Raw genomic sequence first — 17,843 nt, 5'->3', positions numbered from 1 at the left:
GGCCGGTGCCTCACGGCTGGACGCGGCGCAGCCAGGAGGCCGGGTCGGCGATCTCGGCGCGCGTCGGCAGGGTCTCCGGGCCGGTCCAGACGGTGTTGAAGCGCTCCATGCCGACCGCGTCGACCACGTGGCCGGTGAACGCCGCGCCCTCGGCGTACTGCCGGACCTTGGCCTCGACGCCGAGCAGCGTGCGCAGCACCCGGTCGAGCACGCCGCCGCCCTTGCGGCGGGCGGTGAAGCGCTCGCGGATGACGCGGACCGACGGCACCACCTCCGGGCCGACGGCGTCCATCACGTGGTCGGCGTGCCCCTCCAGCAGCGTGGACAGGGCGAGCAGCCGGTCCAGCACGTCCCGCTGGGCGGGGCTCTGGAGCAGGTCGACCACGCCGCCCGCCTCGCGCAGCCGCCTGGGCAGGTCGCGCAGGCGCGGCGCGGAGCCCTCGTCCATGGTGCCGAGCAGCGTCGTCACCAGGCCCGAGAAGTGCCCGGCGAGCCACGGCACGGCGGTGAACTGGAGCCGGTGGGTGCTCTCGTGCAGGCACACCCACATGCTGAACTCCTCGCCGGGCACGTCCAGGGACCGCTGGGCGCCGACGATGTTGGGGGCCACGAGCAGCAGCCTGCCGCCCTCGGAGAACGGGTCGTACTGGCCGAGCACCCGACCGCTCAGGAACGCGACGACCACGCCCGCCTGCACGCCCGCCGTGCCCGCCAGGACGCCGCCGAACGCGCCGGACTGTCGGGGCAGCGCGTCGTCGGTCAGCGCGGCGAGGCCCTGCACGGCGGCCCGCACCCAGCCGGGCCGGTCCACGACCTCGCCGGACTTGAGCGGCAGGTCGTGCCCGAGGCCGGTCAGCTCGCGCACGTGCGCCTCGGCGTCGACGGCCAGTTCGCGCAGCCGGTGCACGGCCACGTCGGCCTCGGCCCGGGGCACCACCGGCCCGGGGCGGAGGAGCTTGGTCGCGGTGGTGACGGCCAGGTCCCAGTCGACCGTCGTCCGGTTGCCTGGGGCCTGCCCGCTCGGGGCGCTGCGGTCCTGCGTCGCCGGGTTCACCCCGTTGACGCTACCGGCGCGGACCGGTCGGGCGACACTCCAGCGCCCTAGCAGCCGCAGGTCCGCAGGGCCGCCGCCACCTGGTCCAGCGCGCCGCGGACCCTCGTCGTGTCGTCGTCGCTGAGCGACATGAACGCGAACACCAGCAGCCGCCCGTCGGTGTCCAGGACCACGCCGGCCAGGGAGTTCACGCCGGTCAGCGTGCCGGTCTTGGCGCGGACCCAGCCGCGTCCCCCGGCGCCCTGCTCGGTGAACCGGCCGGCCAGGGTGCCGCTGCCGCCCGCCACCGGCAGCGCGGTCAGCAGCGGCCGGAGCTCCGCGGTCTTCGGGTCGGCGGTGTCGGGGCCGGCCGCCGCCGCCACGATGTCCGCGAGCAGCCGCGAGGGCAGCTTGTTGTTCGGCGACAGCCCGCTGCCGTCCACGAACGTGGCGCCGGTGAGGTCGAACCCGTTCTCGGTGAGCACGTCCCGCACGGCCTGCGCGCCACCCGCGAACGACGGCTCCGCGCCGCGGGCGATCGCGACCTCGCGGGACAGCGTCTCGCCGAGCACGTTGTCGGACAGCTGCATCATGTTCTCGACGAGCTGGTCCACCGGCACGGACTCGACCTCGCCGAGCACCTCGGCGTTCTCCGGCGCGGCGCCGGCGGCGACCGACGTCACGCCCAGCCGCTGGGCGAGCGCGGTCGCGGTGTCGGCGGCGGGGGTCTCGGTGCGCCGGACGTCGCCCTTCGTCGGGTCGCTGCGGCCGCCGGCGAGCATCAGCGGCTGGATCGGCGAGACGTAGCCGTCGGGCACGTCGGCGGGCGCCCAGCCGGGAGCCAGCCCCGGACCGGTGTACCGCGTCGCGTCGTAGAGCACCCGGGTCACCGGGCCCGCGGCCCGCACCTGGGCGGCGAGGTCGTCGAGGGTGGGCGCGCCGGGGTAGACCGTGGCCTGGCCCGCGGGCAGCGGCGACAGCGTCGGGTCGCCGCCGCCGACCAGCACCACCGTGCCGGGTTCGGCGCCCTTCACCACCTTGGTCGACAGCTGGGCCGTGTGGTCGAGGGCGAGCAGCGCGGCCGCGGCGACCAGGACCTTCGTGGTGGACGCCGGGGTCGCCGGGGTGGTCTCGCCCTGGTTCCACAGCACCTGGCCGCTCGCCGGGTCGACCACCGTGCCCGTCAGGGGCGCCAGCAGCTCGTTGGCCGTCGGCCCGGCCAGCACGGCGCCCACCCCGGCCGGGGTCGGCCGCGTGCCGCCCGTGCCCACGCCCTTGACGGCGAGCGTCACCGGCGCGGGCGGCGCCGCCGCCGCGGTGGTCGCGGCGGGCGTCCGGTCGAACCAGCCGCGCTGCGCGCCCACCACCGCCGTGCCCGCCAGCGCGAGCACGAGCAGCACGGCCGCGGCGATCAGGAACGGGCGCTTGCGGCGCCGGGCGGGCGGGGCCTCGCCTTCACTTTCCGTGATCGGTTCAGGGACCGGTTCAGGTTCCGACTTGATCTCGTTCTCGATCTCGCCCGCGGGCCGCGCGGGGGTCGCGGGCGGCGGCGCGGCGGGCCCGGGCGCGGGCGGCCGGCGTTCCGCGGGCACCGGGGCCGGGATCCGGACGGTGGGCGGGTCCGGCCGCCTGACCTGCACCGTCGGCGGCTCGTGGTTGGTGTCGTCGCCGTCAACGGTCGGCCAGGATGGCTCGTCGGGCAACGCGATCCTCCGCGGTCGTCGAGTACGGGCAACGTCACACCCTGCGCTCGGGGTTGACGAGACGTCGTAGTCCACACTAGTGGCGTAACGAACGGCGAGAACGAGCGAGGACCGCGCAGTGGAGTTCGACGTCACCATCGAGATCCCCAAGGGGGTCCGCAACAAGTACGAGATGGACCACAAGACGGGGCGCATCCGGCTGGACCGCACCCTGTTCACGGCCACTCAGTACCCGGCGGACTACGGGTTCGTCGACGACACGCTCGGTGAGGACGGCGACCCCCTCGACGCCCTCGTCCTGGTCCAGGAGCCGACCTTCCCCGGTTGCCTCATCCGCGCGCGGGCCATCGGCATGTTCCGGATGACCGACGAGAAGGGCGGCGACGACAAGCTGCTCTGCGTGCCGGCGGAGGACCCGCGCAGCGAGCACCTGCGCGACATCCACCACCTGAGCGAGTTCTACCGGCTGGAGATCCAGCACTTCTTCGAGGTCTACAAGGACCTGGAGCCGGGCAAGAGCGTCGAGGGCGCCACCTGGGTGGGCCGGACCGAGGCCGAGGCCGAGATCGTCCGCTCCTACCAGCGCCTCAAGGACGCCGTGGCGCGCGGCGAGGAGCACTGAGCGCGTAAGAGACCAAGGAGGAGGCCCGCCCCCTGATCGGGAGCGGGCCTTCTTCCGTCGTGGCGTCAGTGCATGGCGATCGGGGTCTGGTCGTCCGACTCGGAGTCCTTCACCCGCTCCAGGCCGGAGCGCGTGGACAGCGGCACCTCGCGCAGGAACCACACGATCACGAAGCCGACCAGGGTGACCAGCGAGCCGACCAGGAACACCAGGTCGATCGAGCCGGAGAACCCGTCGAGGAACGGCCGGGCGAGCACCGGGTCGAGGCTGTTGAGGAACTCGGTGTTGTCCAGGTCGAACCCCTGGCCGCTCTGGAGCCCGGCGGCGAACTCCCGGTTCTCCGGGCGGGCCAGCGCCGCCTGGAACTCCGGCGAGCCGAACGCCGAGCGCAGCGCGTCGCCGATCTTGTCGCCGACCGTGCTGAACAGGATCGACAGGAACACCGCGGTGCCGACCGTGCCGCCGATCTGCCGGAAGAACGTGGCCGAGGAGGTCGCCACGCCCATGTCCCGCGGCTCGGCGTCGTTCTGGATGGCCACCAGCAGGGTCTGCATGTTCAGGCCCAGGCCGATGCCCAGGAAGAACATCAGCACCAGCGGCTGGTACAGCGGGGTGTCCGGGCCGACGAAGCTGAACAGGAACAGCATCACCGTCATCACGCCGAACCCGACCACCGGGAACACCTTGTAGCGGCCGGTCTTGGCGGTGATGCTGCCGCTGGTGCCCGCCGCGGTCATGATGCCGAGGGTCAGCGGCACCATCATCAGGCCCGACTCGGTGGCCGAGTAGCCCTTCACGATCTGGAGGTACAGCGGCAGCGACACCATGCCGCCGAACATCCCCAGGCCGAGCACGAAGTTGATCGCGTTGCCCAGCGCGAACGTCTGCTTGCGGAACAGCCGCAGCGGCAGCAGCGCCTCGTCGCCCATGCGCTTCTCGGCGAGGACGAACCCGATCAGGCCGAGCACGCCGACCACGTACATGACGATCGAGGTGGTCGACGCCCAACCCCACTCGCGGCCCTGCTCGGCCACGATCAGCAGCGGCACCAGGCCCACGGTGAGCAGGCCCGCGCCGACGAAGTCGATCCGGTGGTTCACCCGCTGGTGCGGGATGTTCAGCACCTTGGCCACGACGACCAGGGCGACCAGCGCGATCGGCACGTTGATCAGGAACACCCAGCGCCAGCCGGCCGTGCCCAGGAACGACTCCAGGCCCGCGAACAGGCCGCCGACGACGGGGCCGGCGACGCTGGAAACGCCGAACACGGCCATGAAGTAGCCCATGTAGCGGCTGCGCTCGCGCGGCGAGGTGATGTCCGCCATGATCGCCATGGCCAGCGACATCAGGCCGCCCGCGCCCAGGCCCTGGACCGCGCGGAACGCGGCCAGCTCGTACATCGAGCCCGCGATGCCCGACAGCAGCGAGCCCGCGAGGAACAGCGAGATCGCGGTCAGGTACAGCGGCTTGCGGCCGTAGATGTCGGACAGCTTGCCGTACAGCGGCGTGGAGATCGTCGCGGTGATCAGGTAGGCCGTGGTCGCCCACGCCTGGAGGGTCTGGCCGTGCAGCTCGTCCGCGATGGTCTTCATGGCGGTGGCCACGATCATCTGGTCCAGCGCGGCCAGGAACAGCCCCAGCAGCAGGCCCGACAGGATGGTCAGGATCTGCCGGTGGGTGAGCAGCGCGGCGCCGGGTGGCGGCGCGTCCGCTCGGGTTGTCGCTTCCGACATGGTCATCTCTCCCCTTCTGAGCGCGGCCCCAGCCCGCCCTCAGCGATGAAAAACGGGAGCGCCTTCTCGTAGTCCCCCACGAAGCGCTCGAAGTACTCGACGAACCGGTCCCGGTCCTCGGGGTCCCAGTCCGCGAACAGGCGGATCAGCGCCTCGTTGCGCTGCCGGCGGCGTTCGGCGACCAGCCGGGCGCCCGCCTCGGTGACGGCCAGCACGCTGGCGCGGCCGTCCTCCGGGTCGGCCCGGCGCTCGACCAGCCCCTCCTTCACCAGGGCCGCCACCTGGCGGCTGACCGTGGAGGGGTCCGAGAACACCGCTTCGGCGAGGGCGCCCGCCCGCGAGGGTCCCAGCTGGTTCAGGTTGGCCAGCAGGATGAACGCGGACTTGTCCATGCCCGTCTTGCTCAGGTGGGAGGCGACGCAGGCGTGCATCTTGTTCATCCGCACCAGGGCCATGCCCAGCCGGTCGGCGTTCAGCAGGTCGTCCGCCTGCCCTTCGTGACGCACCGGGATCGCCCTCCCACACTCCGTTTGCTTGTATCAACCAACTAGTTGCTGCGTACAAGCATGGGCCCGCCGGGCGGGTTCCGGCAAACGAAATACCGGTGACCCGCGTCGCATCGGTTACTGGCGGGTAATATCGCGGCCATGAGCGCAGATCCCTCGTTCGTCGCCGAGGCGATGAAGCAGGCGGTGCCGTGGGTCAGGACCACGGGCATCGAATTCGTCGAGGTCGCGGGCGACCGGGTGGTGGCCGGGCTGCCGGACCGGGAGGAGCTGCGCAACCACGTCGGCGGCCCCCACGCGGCCGTGATGTTCGGCGTGGCCGAGACCGCGTCCGGCGCGGTGGTGATGGCCGCGTTCGCGTCGCACCTGGACCGGGCCACGCCGCTGGTCGCCCGGTCGGAGATCGCCTACAAGAAGCTGGCGCTGGGCGACCTGCGCGCCGAGGCGGTGCTCGGCCGGCCGGCCGCGGACGTGCTGGCGGAGCTGGAGGGCGGCACGCGGCCGGAGTTCCCCGTGCACGTGACGATCACCAACGCCGAGGGCGTCACGACCGGCGAGGTGACCGTCGTCTGGACGCTGCGCCCGAACCGCTGAGGCCGCCCACTCGGGACGGGTGCGACGTGACGGGCGACACAGGCTCGATCACTGCCAGTCACGTCGGTAACGGTACGTAGTCCAACCGCCGATGACGCGGGCATGAACGGTTCGTTAACCCGGTCCCGCACCCTCGCCGCCGTCGCGCTCGCCTCGCTCGCCGGCCTCGCCGCGGCGTGCGGCGGCACCACCGCCACCGGCGCGGCCGGCGGCAGCTCCGCGCCCGGCACCACCACGACCACCACGACCACGGCCACCACCACGACTCCCCCGCCCGTCCCGGTCGCCGAGGTCGTGGACGCGCGCACCCTCGTCCTGGCCGGCGGGGCGCGCGTGCGGCTCGCCGGGCTGGCGCAACCCGGTGAGTGCTGGGCCGCCACCGCGGTCGACTTCCTGGAGCAGGCCGTGACGGGCAAGGCGTTGCGGGTGGACGGCGCCGCGGTGCTGCTGCCCGACGGCGTCGACCTGGCCGTGCACGTCCTGAGCCGGGGCATGGCCCGCGCGGAGCAGGCGGCGGGCAGCGCCCTGGTCGCCGCGCAGGAGTCGGCGAAGGCCGCCGGCCTCGGGCTGTGGGGCGCGCCGTGCTCCGGCGCGGACACCGTCGCACCACCGCCGCCGCCCGCGCCCGTCCAACCCGCGCCCGCACCCGTCCAGCCGGCACCCGCGCCCGTCCAGCCGGCGCCCGTCCAGCCCGCCCCCGTCCAGCCGGCGCCGCAGCCCGACCCGCCCGCCGGCGCCTACTACGCCAACTGCGCCGCCGCCCGCGCCGCCGGCGCCGCGCCGCTCTACGCGGGCCAGCCGGGCTACCGGCCGGGCCTCGACCGGGACGGCGACGGGGTGGCGTGCGAGTAGGTTCACCGGCGTGAAGGTGGACCGGCTGGAGCTCGACCCCGACCCGACGACCGTCCCCGACGCCGCCCGCGCCGCCGAGGAGGCCGGCTGCGACGGGTTCTGGGTGGCCGAGACGCGGCACGACCCGTTCCTCGCGCTGAGCCGCGTCGCCGGCACCGCCGACCTGGAGCTGGGCACGGCCATCGCCGTCGCGTTCGCGCGCAACCCCATGAGCACCGCCGTGCTGGCCAACGACCTCCAGCTGCTCTCCGGCGGCCGGTTCCACCTGGGCCTGGGCTCGCAGGTGGAGCCGCACGTCACCAAGCGGTTCGGCATGCCCTGGTCGCGACCGGCGGCGCGGATGCGCGAGTTCGTGCTCGCGGTCCGCGCCGTCTGGCACAGCTGGGCGACCGGCGACCGCCTGCGGTTCCGCGGCGAGTTCTACACCCACACGCTGATGACGCCCTTCTTCGACCCCGGCCCCAACCCCTTCGGCAACCCCGCCGTGTGGCTGGCCAGCGTGGGCGAGCTGATGACCGAGGTCGCCGGAGAAGTCGCGGACGGCTTCCTCTGCCACAACTTCACCACCGAGCGGTACCTGCGCGAGGTGACCCTGCCCGCGCTCGCCCGCGGCCGGGCCAAGGCGGGTCACGCGAAGGACGTCGAGGTCATGGGCCCGTCCCTGGTCGCCCACGACGACCGGTCGGTGGCGGACGTCCGGAAGCAGATCGCGTTCTACGGCTCCACCCCCGCCTACCGCAAGGTCCTGGACCTGCACGGCTGGGGCGACCTGCACGAGGAGCTGCACCGGATGTCCCGGCGCGGGCGGTGGGACGCGATGGCCGACGCGGTCCCCGACGAGGTGCTGCACGCGTTCGCCGTCGTCGGCACGCCCGCCGAGGTCCGGGCCGAGTACGCCCGCCGCTACGGCGACGTGGTCACCCGGGCCGCCGCGCCCGTGCTCAGGACCGGGTGAACGGGGCACCGTCGCCCGATCCGGCGATGATCACGACCCGCCCGCCCGGCGACCCCGCCGGCCACGCGGCGCGCCGTTAGCTTCACGGACCGTGAAGACCGACCGCCTGGAAGTCAGCCCGGACCCGACGAGGGTGCTGGACCTCGCGCGCACCGCCGAGGAGGACGGCTGCGACGGGTTCTGGGTGGCCGAGACCTCCCGCGACCCGTTCGTCGCCCTGGGCCGCGTCGCGGGCGAGGTGGAGCTGGACCTGGGCACGGCCGTCGCGGTGGCGTTCGCGCGCAACCCGATGACCACCGCCATGGCGGCCAACGACCTCCAGCTGCTCTCCTGCGGCCGGTTCCACCTCGGCCTGGGCACCCAGGTGGAGGCGCACGTCACCAACAGGTTCGGCATGCCCTGGTCCCGACCGGCGGCGCGGATGCGCGAGTTCGTGCTCGCGCTGCGCGCGATCTGGCACAGCTGGGCCACCCGCGAGCAGCTCCGGTTCCGCGGCGAGTTCTACACCCACACGCTGATGACCCCGGTGTTCGACCCGGGACCCAACCCCTTCGGCCGCCCTCCGGTGTGGCTGGCCGGCGTGGGCGAGCTGATGACCGAGGTCGCCGGCGAGGTCGCGGACGGCTTCCTCTGCCACAGCTTCACCACCGAGCGGTACCTGCGCGAGGTGACCCTGCCCGCGCTCGCCCGCGGCCGGGCCAGGGCGGTCGGCCTGCCGCCCCTGGAGGTCCAGGGGCCCTCCCTGATCGCCTACGACGACCGGTCGGTGGTCAAGCTCCGGCGGCTGCTCGCCTTCTACGGCTCCACCCCGGCCTACCGCAAGGTCCTCGACCTGCACGGCTGGGGCGACCTGCACGAGGAGCTGCACCAGCTCTCCCTGGACGGGCGGTGGGACGAGATGGCCGGCCTCGTGACCGACGAGGTGCTGCACGCGCTCGCCGTCGTCGGCACGCCCGCCGAGGTCCGGGCCGAGTACGCCCGCCGCTACGGCGGCCTGGTCACCAGGAGCGCCGCGCCGACGCCGACGGCCGTCAGGACCGGATGAGGAACCGCCCGCTCGGCTCGTCGCCGAGGACGCGGTGCCGGAACAGCGCGGCCCGACCGCGCGGGCGCACCCACCGCCTCCGCCCGACCCGCGCCGCCAACACCGCGAACGGCAGGGCGAGCACCGTCACCAGGACCATCGTGCCCACTGGCGATCACCTCCAGGCTGGCAACGACACGGTCGCCCGCCCCTGACGCCGATGGCAGAAGTGTCACCCCGATGGAGCAGCCTGGCAACCACCCCGACGGGATGAGGCACGACGAAGGCCCCGGACCAGGTGGTCCGGGGCCTTCGGATCTCGCGAGCCGCCTGTCGGAATCGAACCGACGACCTGCTCATTACGAGTGAGCCGCTCTGGCCGACTGAGCTAAGGCGGCGAGACGTGACAACTATAGCCGAAGCGCCGGCGTCACCTGACCGGGGGGTTGGTCGTTGTCCCGAACGTGACGGATGCACGCGTCCGCCACGCCTGACGCCGCCGTCACGGGAGGTACCAGACCACATGCGCCCGTTGGCCCTGCCCGCAGCCGCCCTGCTGGTCGCGCTCACCGCCTCCCCCGCCTTCGCCCAACCCGTGGTCACGACCCCCGTGCCGGGACCGCAGGACCCCGGCCAGCCGCCCGCGTCGTCGGGCCCGGAGCTGGTCACCCACGCGATCGGCGACGCGGGCACCGGGCTGGCGGTCGTGCGGCTCGCGCCGGACTCGACGCCGACCAACACGATCCTGCCCGGCTTCGGCGAGCGGCTGCCCAAGCAGTCGGCCGCCGAGATCGGGGTCGGGCTGGCCAGCGCCCAGGCCAACACCGAGGCGTTCCTCAGCTACGAGCGCGCGGTCGCCCAGGCGTCGCCGCTCGGGTTCGCCGTCCAGGGCCGCGCGCCCCAGACGCCCGGCACGCTCGTCCAGACCGCCTCCCCCGACAACGCCGAACCCCTCGCCGGCGGCATCGACCCGCCCACCACCCCGCTGGACGCCCTGCTCAAGGTCGGCCTGCTCAACGGCAGCGTGCACGCCCGCTGGCACGACGAGCTGGGCCCGTGCGTGAGCCCGGTCGCGGACGCCAAGACCTCCGTGGCGAGCCTGAGCGTGCTCAACGCCATCCCGACCCTGCCCGGCTCGCAGGACCTGACCGGGATGCTCACCCAGGACACGCCCAAGCTGGACGAGGGCGCGAAGCAGTCCCTGGTCGACAACCTCAAGCAGCTCGCCGGCCCGCTGAGCAGGCTCGGCGGCCTGCTCTCCGGCACGCCCGACAGCGGCGCGAACGGCTCGCTGCTCAGCCTCCCGGACACCCTCAGCGCCCACTCGAAGGTCGAGCTGGTCGACCTGCCGGGCAGCGCGAACAAGGCCGTCAAGTCGACCTCCACGCTCCAGGCGGCGAGCATCCGCCTGCTCCAGGGCACCCCGGCGGAGCTGCGGATCGACGTGGTCTCCCAGCCCGCGCTCACCGCCCTGTCCACCGGTGACGCGGCCACCTCGACGGTCACCTACAGCGCCCCCGTGCTGAGGGTGAGCCAGGGCGGCCGGGAACTGGGCACGCTCGACGCCGCCAACCCGGCGCTCGACGTGCCGATCGGCGTCCTGCCCGGCCGGGACCTGCCCCTGGTCGGCGACCTCGGCGACGCCCTCGACATCGGCGTCCTGCGCCTCCAGATCGCCCAGTTCAACCGGAAGGAGCAGGTCATCGACGGCCCGCTCCAGCAGGGCGGCCCCGCCATCAAGGGGTTCATGCTCGGGGCGACCGCGCGCCTGCTCGACCTCCAGCTGCTGCCGACCGATGCCCTCGGGCTGCCGAACCTGCCGTCGGCGTTGGCACAGGTGTCCCTGGGCGAGCAGATCGTGCGCGCGGCCGCCCCGACCGGCGGGGTGGTGTGCGGCGCGCCCACGCCCACCCAGCCGGGTCCGGGCGGTGGCGGCCAGGCCGCGCCGCCGAAGCAACCGCAGCAGCTCGCCTACACCAACGCGGCGTACAAGACGGTGCCGATCTTCTGGACCGGCACGGCCCTGCTGCTGCTCGGCGTCGTGCTGGTCGCCGCCCTGCCCGCCCGCCGCGCCGTCCCGGCCCGGTCGCCCGAGCGGCCCCCGTCGGCCTGAGGGCGGGGCGTCAGCCGCGCTGGAGCGCGACGAGCATGGCCTCGACCGCGATGCGCGGCTTGACGTTCCGCTCCAGCGCGGTCCGGCAACCCAGCACCGCCTCCAGCCGGCGCAGCGTCGACTCGGGCGTCCACGCCTCCGCGGCCCGGCGCGCGTCGTCGGCCCGGTCCGGGTGGTTCAGCACGGCCCCCGCGCCCGAGGAGGTGACCAGCACGTCCCGGTAGAACGCGGCCAGGTCGATCAGGGCCTGGTCGAGCGAGTCGCGCTGGGTGCGGGTGGCCCGCGACTTCTGCCGCTTCTCCAGGTCCTTGATCGCGCCCTTCGCGCCCCTGGTGGCGGCCGCGGTGCCCTTGCCGGTGCCGCCCGCGCCCATGGCCGTCTCCAGCGCCTCGCGCTCGGCCGCGTCACGCCCCTCGTGCGCGCTCACCGCGTCCGCCTCGGCGGCGGAGACGAGCTGGTCGGCGCACGTGAAGACGTCCGCGGGCCGGCGCAGCGCCAGCGGGATCCGCAGCACGGCCTCGCGCCGCGCCCGCACGGCCTCGTCGGTCGCCAGCCGCCGCGCCCGGCCCACGTGCCCGCCGCACACCGAGGCCGCCCACGAGGCCACCTCGGGCGCCAGGCCCTCCTCCTCCAGCGCGGAGGCGATGGCCGCCGGCCGGGGCGTGCCCAGCGACACCACGCGGCACCGCGACCGGATGGTCACCGACACGTCGTCCGGGTGGGCCGACGGCGCGCACAGCAGGAACACGGTCCGCTCCGGCGGTTCCTCCACGGCCTTGAGCAGCGCGTTCGCCGCACCCTCGGTGAGCCGGTCCGCCTCGGTGACGATCACCACCTGCCAGCGCCCGGACGTGGGCCGCCGCGCGGACACCTGGACCAGCGACCGCATCTCGGCCACCGAGATCGACAGGCCCTCCGGCGCGACCACGCGCACGTCGGCGTGCGTGCCGGCCAGCGCCGTGTGGCACCCGGCGCACGTGCCGCAGCCCGGCCGGTCGTCCGCCACCGTGCACTGGAGCGCCGCGGCGAACGACCGCGCCGCGTCCACGTGCCCGGACCCCGGTGGCCCGGTGAACAGCCACGCGTGGGTCATCGCGCCCGGCGCGGGGGACCCGCCCGCCACGATCGACGCCGCCGCCCCGGCCGCCGCCGACAGCACCGCGACCGCCTCGGGCTGGCCGACGACCTCGCCCCACACACCACGGTTCACCAGGCGACCGTACCGATCCGTCAGGACCTCTCGGCCACCGGTCGGGACGTCGTCCCGGCGCGCGCCGACAGCAGCGGCAGCACCGCCTGGACCACCCGTTCGGCGACCTCGTCCTCGGTGCCGTCCGCGTCGACCACCACGTACCGCTCGGGGTCGGCCGCCGCCATCTCGGCCAGCAGCTCCCGCACCCGCCAGTGGTGCTCGACGTTCTCCATCGCGCCGCCGGACCGCGCCTGCGACGGCGTGCGGTCCAGCAGCACGGTCACGTCCGGCCGCAGCCGCCCGGTGGCCCAGTCGACCAGGCCCTCGACCTCCCGCGGCTCGACGCTGCCCCCCGCGCTGAAGTGCGCCAGCGGGCTGTCGACGTACCGCTCCATGACGACCAGCGCGCCGCGGTCCAGCGCGGGCCGCACCTCGCGCTCCACCACGTCCGCCCGCACCGCCGCGGCCACCAGGGCGTGCGCCCGCACCCCGGCCAGGTCGGCGGTGGTCAGCAGGTTGCGCAGCCGCTGCTCGTCCAGGTCCGGGTCCGACGCCAGCAGCACGTCGCGCCCCGCGGCGCGCAGCGCCTCGGCCAGCCGCCGGGACTGCGCGGCGGTGTCCAGCCGGGTGTCGCCCTCGACCGCGATCAGCAGGCCGACCTCGCGCCGCCCGCGCCCGCGCAGGGCCGAGAGCAGGTCCGACAGGATCGGCTCGCTGCGCCGGTCGTCCATCTGCCGGTAGGCGACCAGCCCGAGCAGCGCCGCGAGCAACCCGGCGCCGAACAGCACCGGCCGGGTGCCGTCGACCTGCATCGGGTGCCCGAAGACGGTGATCGTGCGCTGCTGCACCAGCGACACCAGCAGCGGCACGGTGGCCGTGGACAGGGCCAGCACGACCTTCAGCAGCGACTGGAGCAGCGCCACGGTCCGGCCGCGCATCGCGTCCTCGACCTGCGCGCCGACGATGGTCAGCCCGGTCAGGAACGCCACGCCCGCCGACGCGCCGACGAACGCCACCGCGATCAGCGCCACCCACAGGTGCGGCGCGAGCGCCACCACCACCAGGCTCAGCCCCGCGACCAGGATCGTCAGCCCGAACAGCCGGTCGTGCGAGAGCTGCCGCGCCATCCGGGGCGCCGAGCCCATGCCGAGCGCCAGGCCGACGAACACCGCCACGAACAGCAGGCCGAACGTCGACGCGCCGCCCAGCAGCGACTGGGTGTAGAGCGGGGCGGTGCCGATGACCGCGCCCGCCGCGGCGAACGCGCCGACCATGCCGATGACGAGCCCGCGCACCAGCGGCGTGCGGCCCGCGTACTTCAGGCCGTCCCGCATCATGGCGAAGAACCCGTCCGCCTCGCCGTCCTCGCGCTTGCGCCGGTTCACCGACGCGATCCGCCCGGACAGCTCCGGGATGCGGGTGGCGACCAGGATCGCGGAGGTCACGTACAGCGCGCCGTTGACCATCACGGCGATGGTGGCGATCCGGAACTCCAGGTTGGAGCCCTGGAGGTTCAGGTAGCCGGGGATGCCGGAGATCAGCGAGTACAGGCCGGACGCGGAGATGACCGAGATGCCGTAGGTCATGACCAGGCCGAGCTGGTTGGCCGTCTCCACCTGGTCGGGCCGGCGCATCAGGTTCGGCACCGCGGAGTCCTTGGATGGGATCCACAGCATCGCGCAGCAGCCGACCAGGAAGTTCGCGATGAACAGCCACCAGGCGGTGCCGACCAGGGCGATCGAGATGAACAGGGCGCCGCGCAGCAGGTCGCAGACGACCATGACCTTGCGGCGGTCGAACCGGTCCGCCAGCACGCCGCCGACCGGGGCGAACAGGATGCCGGGCAGCAGCTGCGTCAGCACGACCAGGCTCAGCGAGAAGCTCTGCCACTGGTAGCTGTCGGTCAGCTGCGTGACCAGGCCGGTCAGCGCCAGGAACGACAGCCAGTCACCGACGCTGCACAGGTAGGTGACGCCCCAGAGCCTGCGAAACGGCCGGATCGCCAGCACGCTGCGAATCCGGTGGCTGGTCGAAGCCGATGTGCCGCCGTCCTGGATCGTGCTCACCCCCCATCGCGCCAGGCCACCAGCGTAGCCGGGGCAATTCACCCGGATGGCCACAACCACCGCACGGGTGACCGAAGCGAGATCACTTCAGCAGGTCGACCACCGCCCCGATGATCTCACGGAGCACGTTGAACAGCAGCCCGCTCAGCGCGACCAGCGCGACCAGGCACCCGACGAGCGCGCCCCGGTTCTTCTTCGGCTCCGCCCGCGGCGCGTGCACGGCCGGTGGTGCGGGCCGCGGCGCCCGCCGCCGGACGGGCTCCCGCCGCACCGGCGCGACCGGGGCCACGGGCGCGGCCGGCACCACGACCCGCGGCACGGCGTCCGGGACCGGCGGTCCCTCGACCGGGACCAGCCCGGCCAGCGGGTCGGGGAAGAACCGGGGAGGTGGCAGGGCCTGCGTCCCGTCCGGGCCGAACTCGTCCACGGCCACCTCCCAGCGCCAACCGCCCCGAGACTAGCCCTTGGACTTGGCCGGGGCCTTCTTCCGAGCGGGTGCCTTCTTGGCCGCCGGCGCCTTCTTCTTGGTCACGGGGCCCTTCGCCCGCTTCTCCGCCAGCAGCTCGGCCGCCCGTTCGTCGGACAGCCCCTCCACGCTGTCGGACTTGCGCAGCGACGCGTTGGTCTCGCCGTCGGTCACGTAAGGGCCGAACCGGCCCTCCTTGACCACCATCGGCTTGCCCGAGACGGGGTCCGCGCCCAGCTCCTTCAGCGGCGGCGCGGCCGCCGCCCGACCCCGCTTCTTCGGCTCCGAGTAGATCTTCAGCGCCTCGTCCAGGGTCACCGTGAAGAGCTGGTCCTCGCTGGTCAGCGACCGCGAGTCGGTCCCCTTCTTCAGGTACGGCCCGTACCGCCCGTTCTGCGCGGTGATCTCGGCGCCCGTCTCCGGGTCCTTGCCCACCACGCGCGGCAGCGACAGCAGCTTCAGCGCGTCGTCCAGCGTCACCGCGTCCAGCGACATCGACTTGAACAGCGACCCGGTGCGCGGCTTCGCGGCCTTCTTGCCCTCCGGCGGCTCCGGCAGCACCTCGGTCACGTACGGCCCGAACCGGCCCTCCTTGGCCACGATCTCGTGACCGCTGACCGGGTCGACCCCCAGCGACCGCCCCTCCTGCGGGGTGGCGAACAGCTTCTCCGCGATCTCGGGCGACAGCTCGTCCGGCGGCAGGTCGTCGGGCAGGTTGGCCCGCTGCGACGCCCCGTCGACCTCCCGCTCCAGGTACGGCCCGTAGCGGCCGACCCGGACGTAGACCGTGCGCCCCTCCTCGTCGGAGAACAGCGGGATCGAGTTGACCTCCCGGGCGTCGATCTCCTCGACGCTCGACCCGACCAGCTTCTTCAGGCCGCCGGACCGCCCCACCGACGACTCCGGCCCGACGTTCCCGCCGAAGTAGAACCCGGACAACCAGGTCGTCCGCTCCTGCCGGCCGGCGGCGATCCCGTCGAGCTCGTCCTCCAGCGCGGCCGTGAAGTCGTAGTCGACCAGGCGCCCGAAGTGCTGCTCCAGCAGCCCGACCACCGCGAACGCCACCCACGACGGGACCAGGGCCGAGCCCTTCTTCCACACGTAGCCGCGGTCCTGGATGGTGCTGATGATCGAGGCGTACGTGGAGGGCCGCCCGATGCCCAGGTCCTCCATGGTCTTGATCAGCGACGGCTCGGTGAACCGCGGCGGCGGCGAGGTCGAGTGCCCGTCCGCGGACAGCTCGGCGGCCGTCACCACCTGGTCCTTCACCAGCTGCGGCAGCCGCGACTCGACGTCGTCCGACTCGCCGCCGGCCTCGGCGTCGACGGTCTCGACGTACGCCTTCAGGAACCCGGCGAACGTGATCGTCCGGCCCGAGGAGGCGAACGTGACCTCCTCGCCGCCCGCCGCGCGCCCGGTGATCCGCACCGACGTGGTGTTGCCCCGCGCGTCGGCCATCTGCGAGGCGATCGTCCGCTGCCAGATCAGCTCGTAGAGCTTGAACTCGTCGGACTCCAGCTCGCCCGCGACCTGGCCCGGCGTCCGGAACACCTCGCCCGCCGGCCGGATGGCCTCGTGGGCCTCCTGCGCGTTCTTGACCTTCCGGTTGTACTGCCGCGGCGCGCTCGCCACGTACTGCGACCCGTACAGCTCGGTGGCCTGCGCCCGCGCCGCCGAGATCGCCGTCTCCGACAGCGTCGTGCTGTCGGTGCGCATGTAGGTGATGTAGCCGTTCTCGTACAGCTTCTGGGCGGTCCGCATGGTCCGGTCGGCGGAGAACCGCAGCTTGCGCCCCGCCTCCTGCTGGAGCGTCGAGGTCATGAACGGCGCGTACGGCTTCCGCGAGTACGGCTTCTCCTCGACGGAGGAGACCGCCAGCGACGCGTTGACCAGGCCTTCCGCGATGGCGCGCGCCTGCGCCTCGTCCAGCACCCTGACCTCGGCGCCGTCCTTCAGCCGCCCGTCGGAGCCGAAGTCGCGCCCGACCGCCAGCCGGACCCCGTCCACCGCGACCAGCCGCGACGCGAAGTTCCGCGGCGCCGCCTCGGCCCCGGCGTCCATGACCGCCGACACGTCCCAGTACCCGGCGGACACGAACCGCATCCGCTCGCGCTCCCGCTCGACCACGATCCGGGTCGCCACGGACTGCACGCGGCCCGCCGAGAGCTTCGGCATGACCTTCTTCCACAGCACGGGGCTGACCTCGTAGCCGTAGAGGCGGTCCAGGATGCGGCGGGTCTCCTGGGCGTCGACCAGGCTCTGGTCCAGGTCACGGGGGTTGGCGGCGGCCGCGCGGATCGCGGGCTCGGTGATCTCGTGGAACACCATCCGGCGCACGGGCACCTTGGGCTTCAGCGTGTCCAGCAGGTGCCAGGCGATGGCCTCGCCCTCGCGGTCGCCGTCCGTCGCCAGGTAGAGCTCGTCGGCGTCCTTGAGCAGCTCCTTCAGCTCGGCGACGGTCGCCTTCTTGTCCGGCGTGACCACGTAGAGCGGCTCGAACGCGTTGTCGACGTCGACGCCCAGCCGGGCCCAGGGCATGCCCTTGTACTTCGCGGGCACGTCGGCGGCGCCCCTGGGCAGGTCCCGGATGTGCCCCTTGGATGACTCCACGACGAAGTCCCGTCCGAGGTAAGACGCGATCTTGCGCGCCTTGGTGGGCGACTCGACGATCACCAACCGCCGGTTGCCCGCTCCCCCGTTTGTCCTCTTCGCCCGTGTCGATCCAGCCACGCCGTCCCGCTCTCTTCGAACACTGTGTCCCAACCCGCCAGTGTGCACTGTCCTTTGTCGCCGTTGGGCAGCCCTGGTCGGGACAGGGTGACACAACTGTGCCCCATCTTCCGCCAGGAGGACGCGCTACGCGGCCGGCCAGGTGCGCTCCGCAACGCCCCGAGGAGCCCGTCCGACCAGCTCAGCGAGCCGTTCGAGCCTCCTGCGACCAACCACACGAAGTGCGGGCCCGCCCGAGATCGTCGAGGGCAGCC

General features: G+C 73.6%; 15 protein-coding genes and 1 tRNA gene. 6 read left to right on the top strand and 10 right to left on the bottom strand.

Going from position 1 to position 17,843, the window contains the following annotated elements; genetic code table 11:
- Window positions 1-10: 10 nt before the first annotated feature.
- Window positions 11-1,054 carry a zinc-dependent metalloprotease gene (locus ACFV4N_RS02005; protein WP_499670618.1) on the bottom strand — a complete coding sequence of 348 codons (1,044 nt, stop codon included), beginning with the start codon at window positions 1,052-1,054 and terminating at the stop codon, window positions 11-13.
- 47 nt (window positions 1,055-1,101) lie between these two features.
- Entirely contained in the window at window positions 1,102-2,736 is a 1,635-nt protein-coding gene (gene dacB / locus ACFV4N_RS02000) for a D-alanyl-D-alanine carboxypeptidase/D-alanyl-D-alanine endopeptidase (protein ID WP_499670617.1), read from the bottom strand.
- A gap of 118 nt (window positions 2,737-2,854) precedes the next feature.
- Here dacB and ACFV4N_RS01995 point away from each other — a divergent pair, with 118 nt between their 5' ends.
- Entirely contained in the window at window positions 2,855-3,358 is a 504-nt protein-coding gene (locus ACFV4N_RS01995; RefSeq protein WP_344034120.1) for an inorganic diphosphatase, read from the top strand.
- Between the two features lie 65 nt (window positions 3,359-3,423).
- On the opposite strand, the gene ACFV4N_RS01990 is transcribed toward ACFV4N_RS01995, so the two are convergent.
- Window positions 3,424-5,091, bottom strand: a complete 1,668-nt coding sequence (locus ACFV4N_RS01990; protein ID WP_499670616.1) for an MDR family MFS transporter — start codon at window positions 5,089-5,091, stop codon at window positions 3,424-3,426.
- A 2-nt stretch (window positions 5,092-5,093) separates the two neighbouring features.
- On the bottom strand, window positions 5,094-5,597 hold the full coding sequence (locus ACFV4N_RS01985) for a MarR family winged helix-turn-helix transcriptional regulator (protein WP_499670615.1): 504 nt from the start codon (window positions 5,595-5,597) through the stop codon (window positions 5,094-5,096).
- Between the two features lie 141 nt (window positions 5,598-5,738).
- On the opposite strand from ACFV4N_RS01985, the gene ACFV4N_RS01980 reads away from it, so the two are divergent.
- From ACFV4N_RS01980 to ACFV4N_RS01965, 4 genes are all read left to right on the top strand, one after another.
- The gene (locus tag ACFV4N_RS01980; RefSeq protein ID WP_499670614.1) at window positions 5,739-6,191 is read left to right on the top strand and encodes a DUF4442 domain-containing protein; all 453 of its coding nucleotides are present in this window, start codon (window positions 5,739-5,741) and stop codon (window positions 6,189-6,191) included.
- A 102-nt stretch (window positions 6,192-6,293) separates the two neighbouring features.
- The gene (locus ACFV4N_RS01975) at window positions 6,294-7,043 is read left to right on the top strand and encodes a thermonuclease family protein (protein WP_499670613.1); all 750 of its coding nucleotides are present in this window, start codon (window positions 6,294-6,296) and stop codon (window positions 7,041-7,043) included.
- 10 nt (window positions 7,044-7,053) lie between these two features.
- Window positions 7,054-7,998: a TIGR03617 family F420-dependent LLM class oxidoreductase gene (locus ACFV4N_RS01970; RefSeq protein WP_499670612.1), complete on the top strand. Its 945-nt coding sequence runs from the start codon at window positions 7,054-7,056 to the stop codon at window positions 7,996-7,998.
- A gap of 91 nt (window positions 7,999-8,089) precedes the next feature.
- Window positions 8,090-9,043, top strand: coding sequence for a TIGR03617 family F420-dependent LLM class oxidoreductase (locus tag ACFV4N_RS01965; protein WP_499670611.1), 954 nt, complete (start codon window positions 8,090-8,092; stop codon window positions 9,041-9,043).
- On the opposite strand, the gene ACFV4N_RS01960 is transcribed toward ACFV4N_RS01965, so the two are convergent.
- Together ACFV4N_RS01960 and ACFV4N_RS01955 are read right to left on the bottom strand one after the other, a co-directional pair.
- A complete protein-coding gene (locus ACFV4N_RS01960; RefSeq protein ID WP_499670610.1) occupies window positions 9,030-9,191 on the bottom strand; it encodes a hypothetical protein in 162 nt (53 codons plus the stop codon). The two genes, ACFV4N_RS01965 and ACFV4N_RS01960, sit on opposite strands and share 14 nt — an antisense overlap.
- Before the next feature lie 155 nt (window positions 9,192-9,346).
- A tRNA-Thr gene (locus ACFV4N_RS01955) sits at window positions 9,347-9,420 on the bottom strand.
- A 125-nt stretch (window positions 9,421-9,545) separates the two neighbouring features.
- Here ACFV4N_RS01955 and ACFV4N_RS01950 point away from each other — a divergent pair.
- Complete coding sequence (locus tag ACFV4N_RS01950) at window positions 9,546-11,135, top strand: hypothetical protein (RefSeq protein ID WP_499670609.1); 1,590 nt, start codon at window positions 9,546-9,548, stop codon at window positions 11,133-11,135.
- A gap of 10 nt (window positions 11,136-11,145) precedes the next feature.
- On the opposite strand, the gene ACFV4N_RS01945 is transcribed toward ACFV4N_RS01950, so the two are convergent.
- The 4 genes from ACFV4N_RS01945 to topA all read right to left on the bottom strand — a co-directional run bounded on the left by ACFV4N_RS01945 (window position 11,146) and on the right by topA (window position 17,589).
- Entirely contained in the window at window positions 11,146-12,345 is a 1,200-nt protein-coding gene (locus ACFV4N_RS01945) for a DNA polymerase III subunit delta' (RefSeq protein ID WP_499670608.1), read from the bottom strand.
- Window positions 12,346-12,365: 20 nt separating this feature from the next.
- Window positions 12,366-14,393, bottom strand: coding sequence for a bifunctional MFS transporter/dTMP kinase (locus ACFV4N_RS01940; RefSeq protein WP_499670607.1), 2,028 nt, complete (start codon window positions 14,391-14,393; stop codon window positions 12,366-12,368).
- Between the two features lie 82 nt (window positions 14,394-14,475).
- The gene (locus ACFV4N_RS01935; RefSeq protein WP_499670606.1) at window positions 14,476-14,820 is read right to left on the bottom strand and encodes a hypothetical protein; all 345 of its coding nucleotides are present in this window, start codon (window positions 14,818-14,820) and stop codon (window positions 14,476-14,478) included.
- 30 nt (window positions 14,821-14,850) lie between these two features.
- A complete protein-coding gene (topA, locus tag ACFV4N_RS01930) occupies window positions 14,851-17,589 on the bottom strand; it encodes a type I DNA topoisomerase (RefSeq protein WP_499670605.1) in 2,739 nt (912 codons plus the stop codon).
- Window positions 17,590-17,843 lie beyond the last annotated feature (254 nt).

Source organism: Actinosynnema sp. NPDC059797, from assembly GCF_042732085.1.
Lineage (GTDB): Bacteria > Actinomycetota > Actinomycetes > Mycobacteriales > Pseudonocardiaceae > Actinosynnema.
The sequence above is the reverse complement of the archived record's forward strand: the minus strand, read 5'-3'. Positions and strand labels throughout refer to the sequence as shown.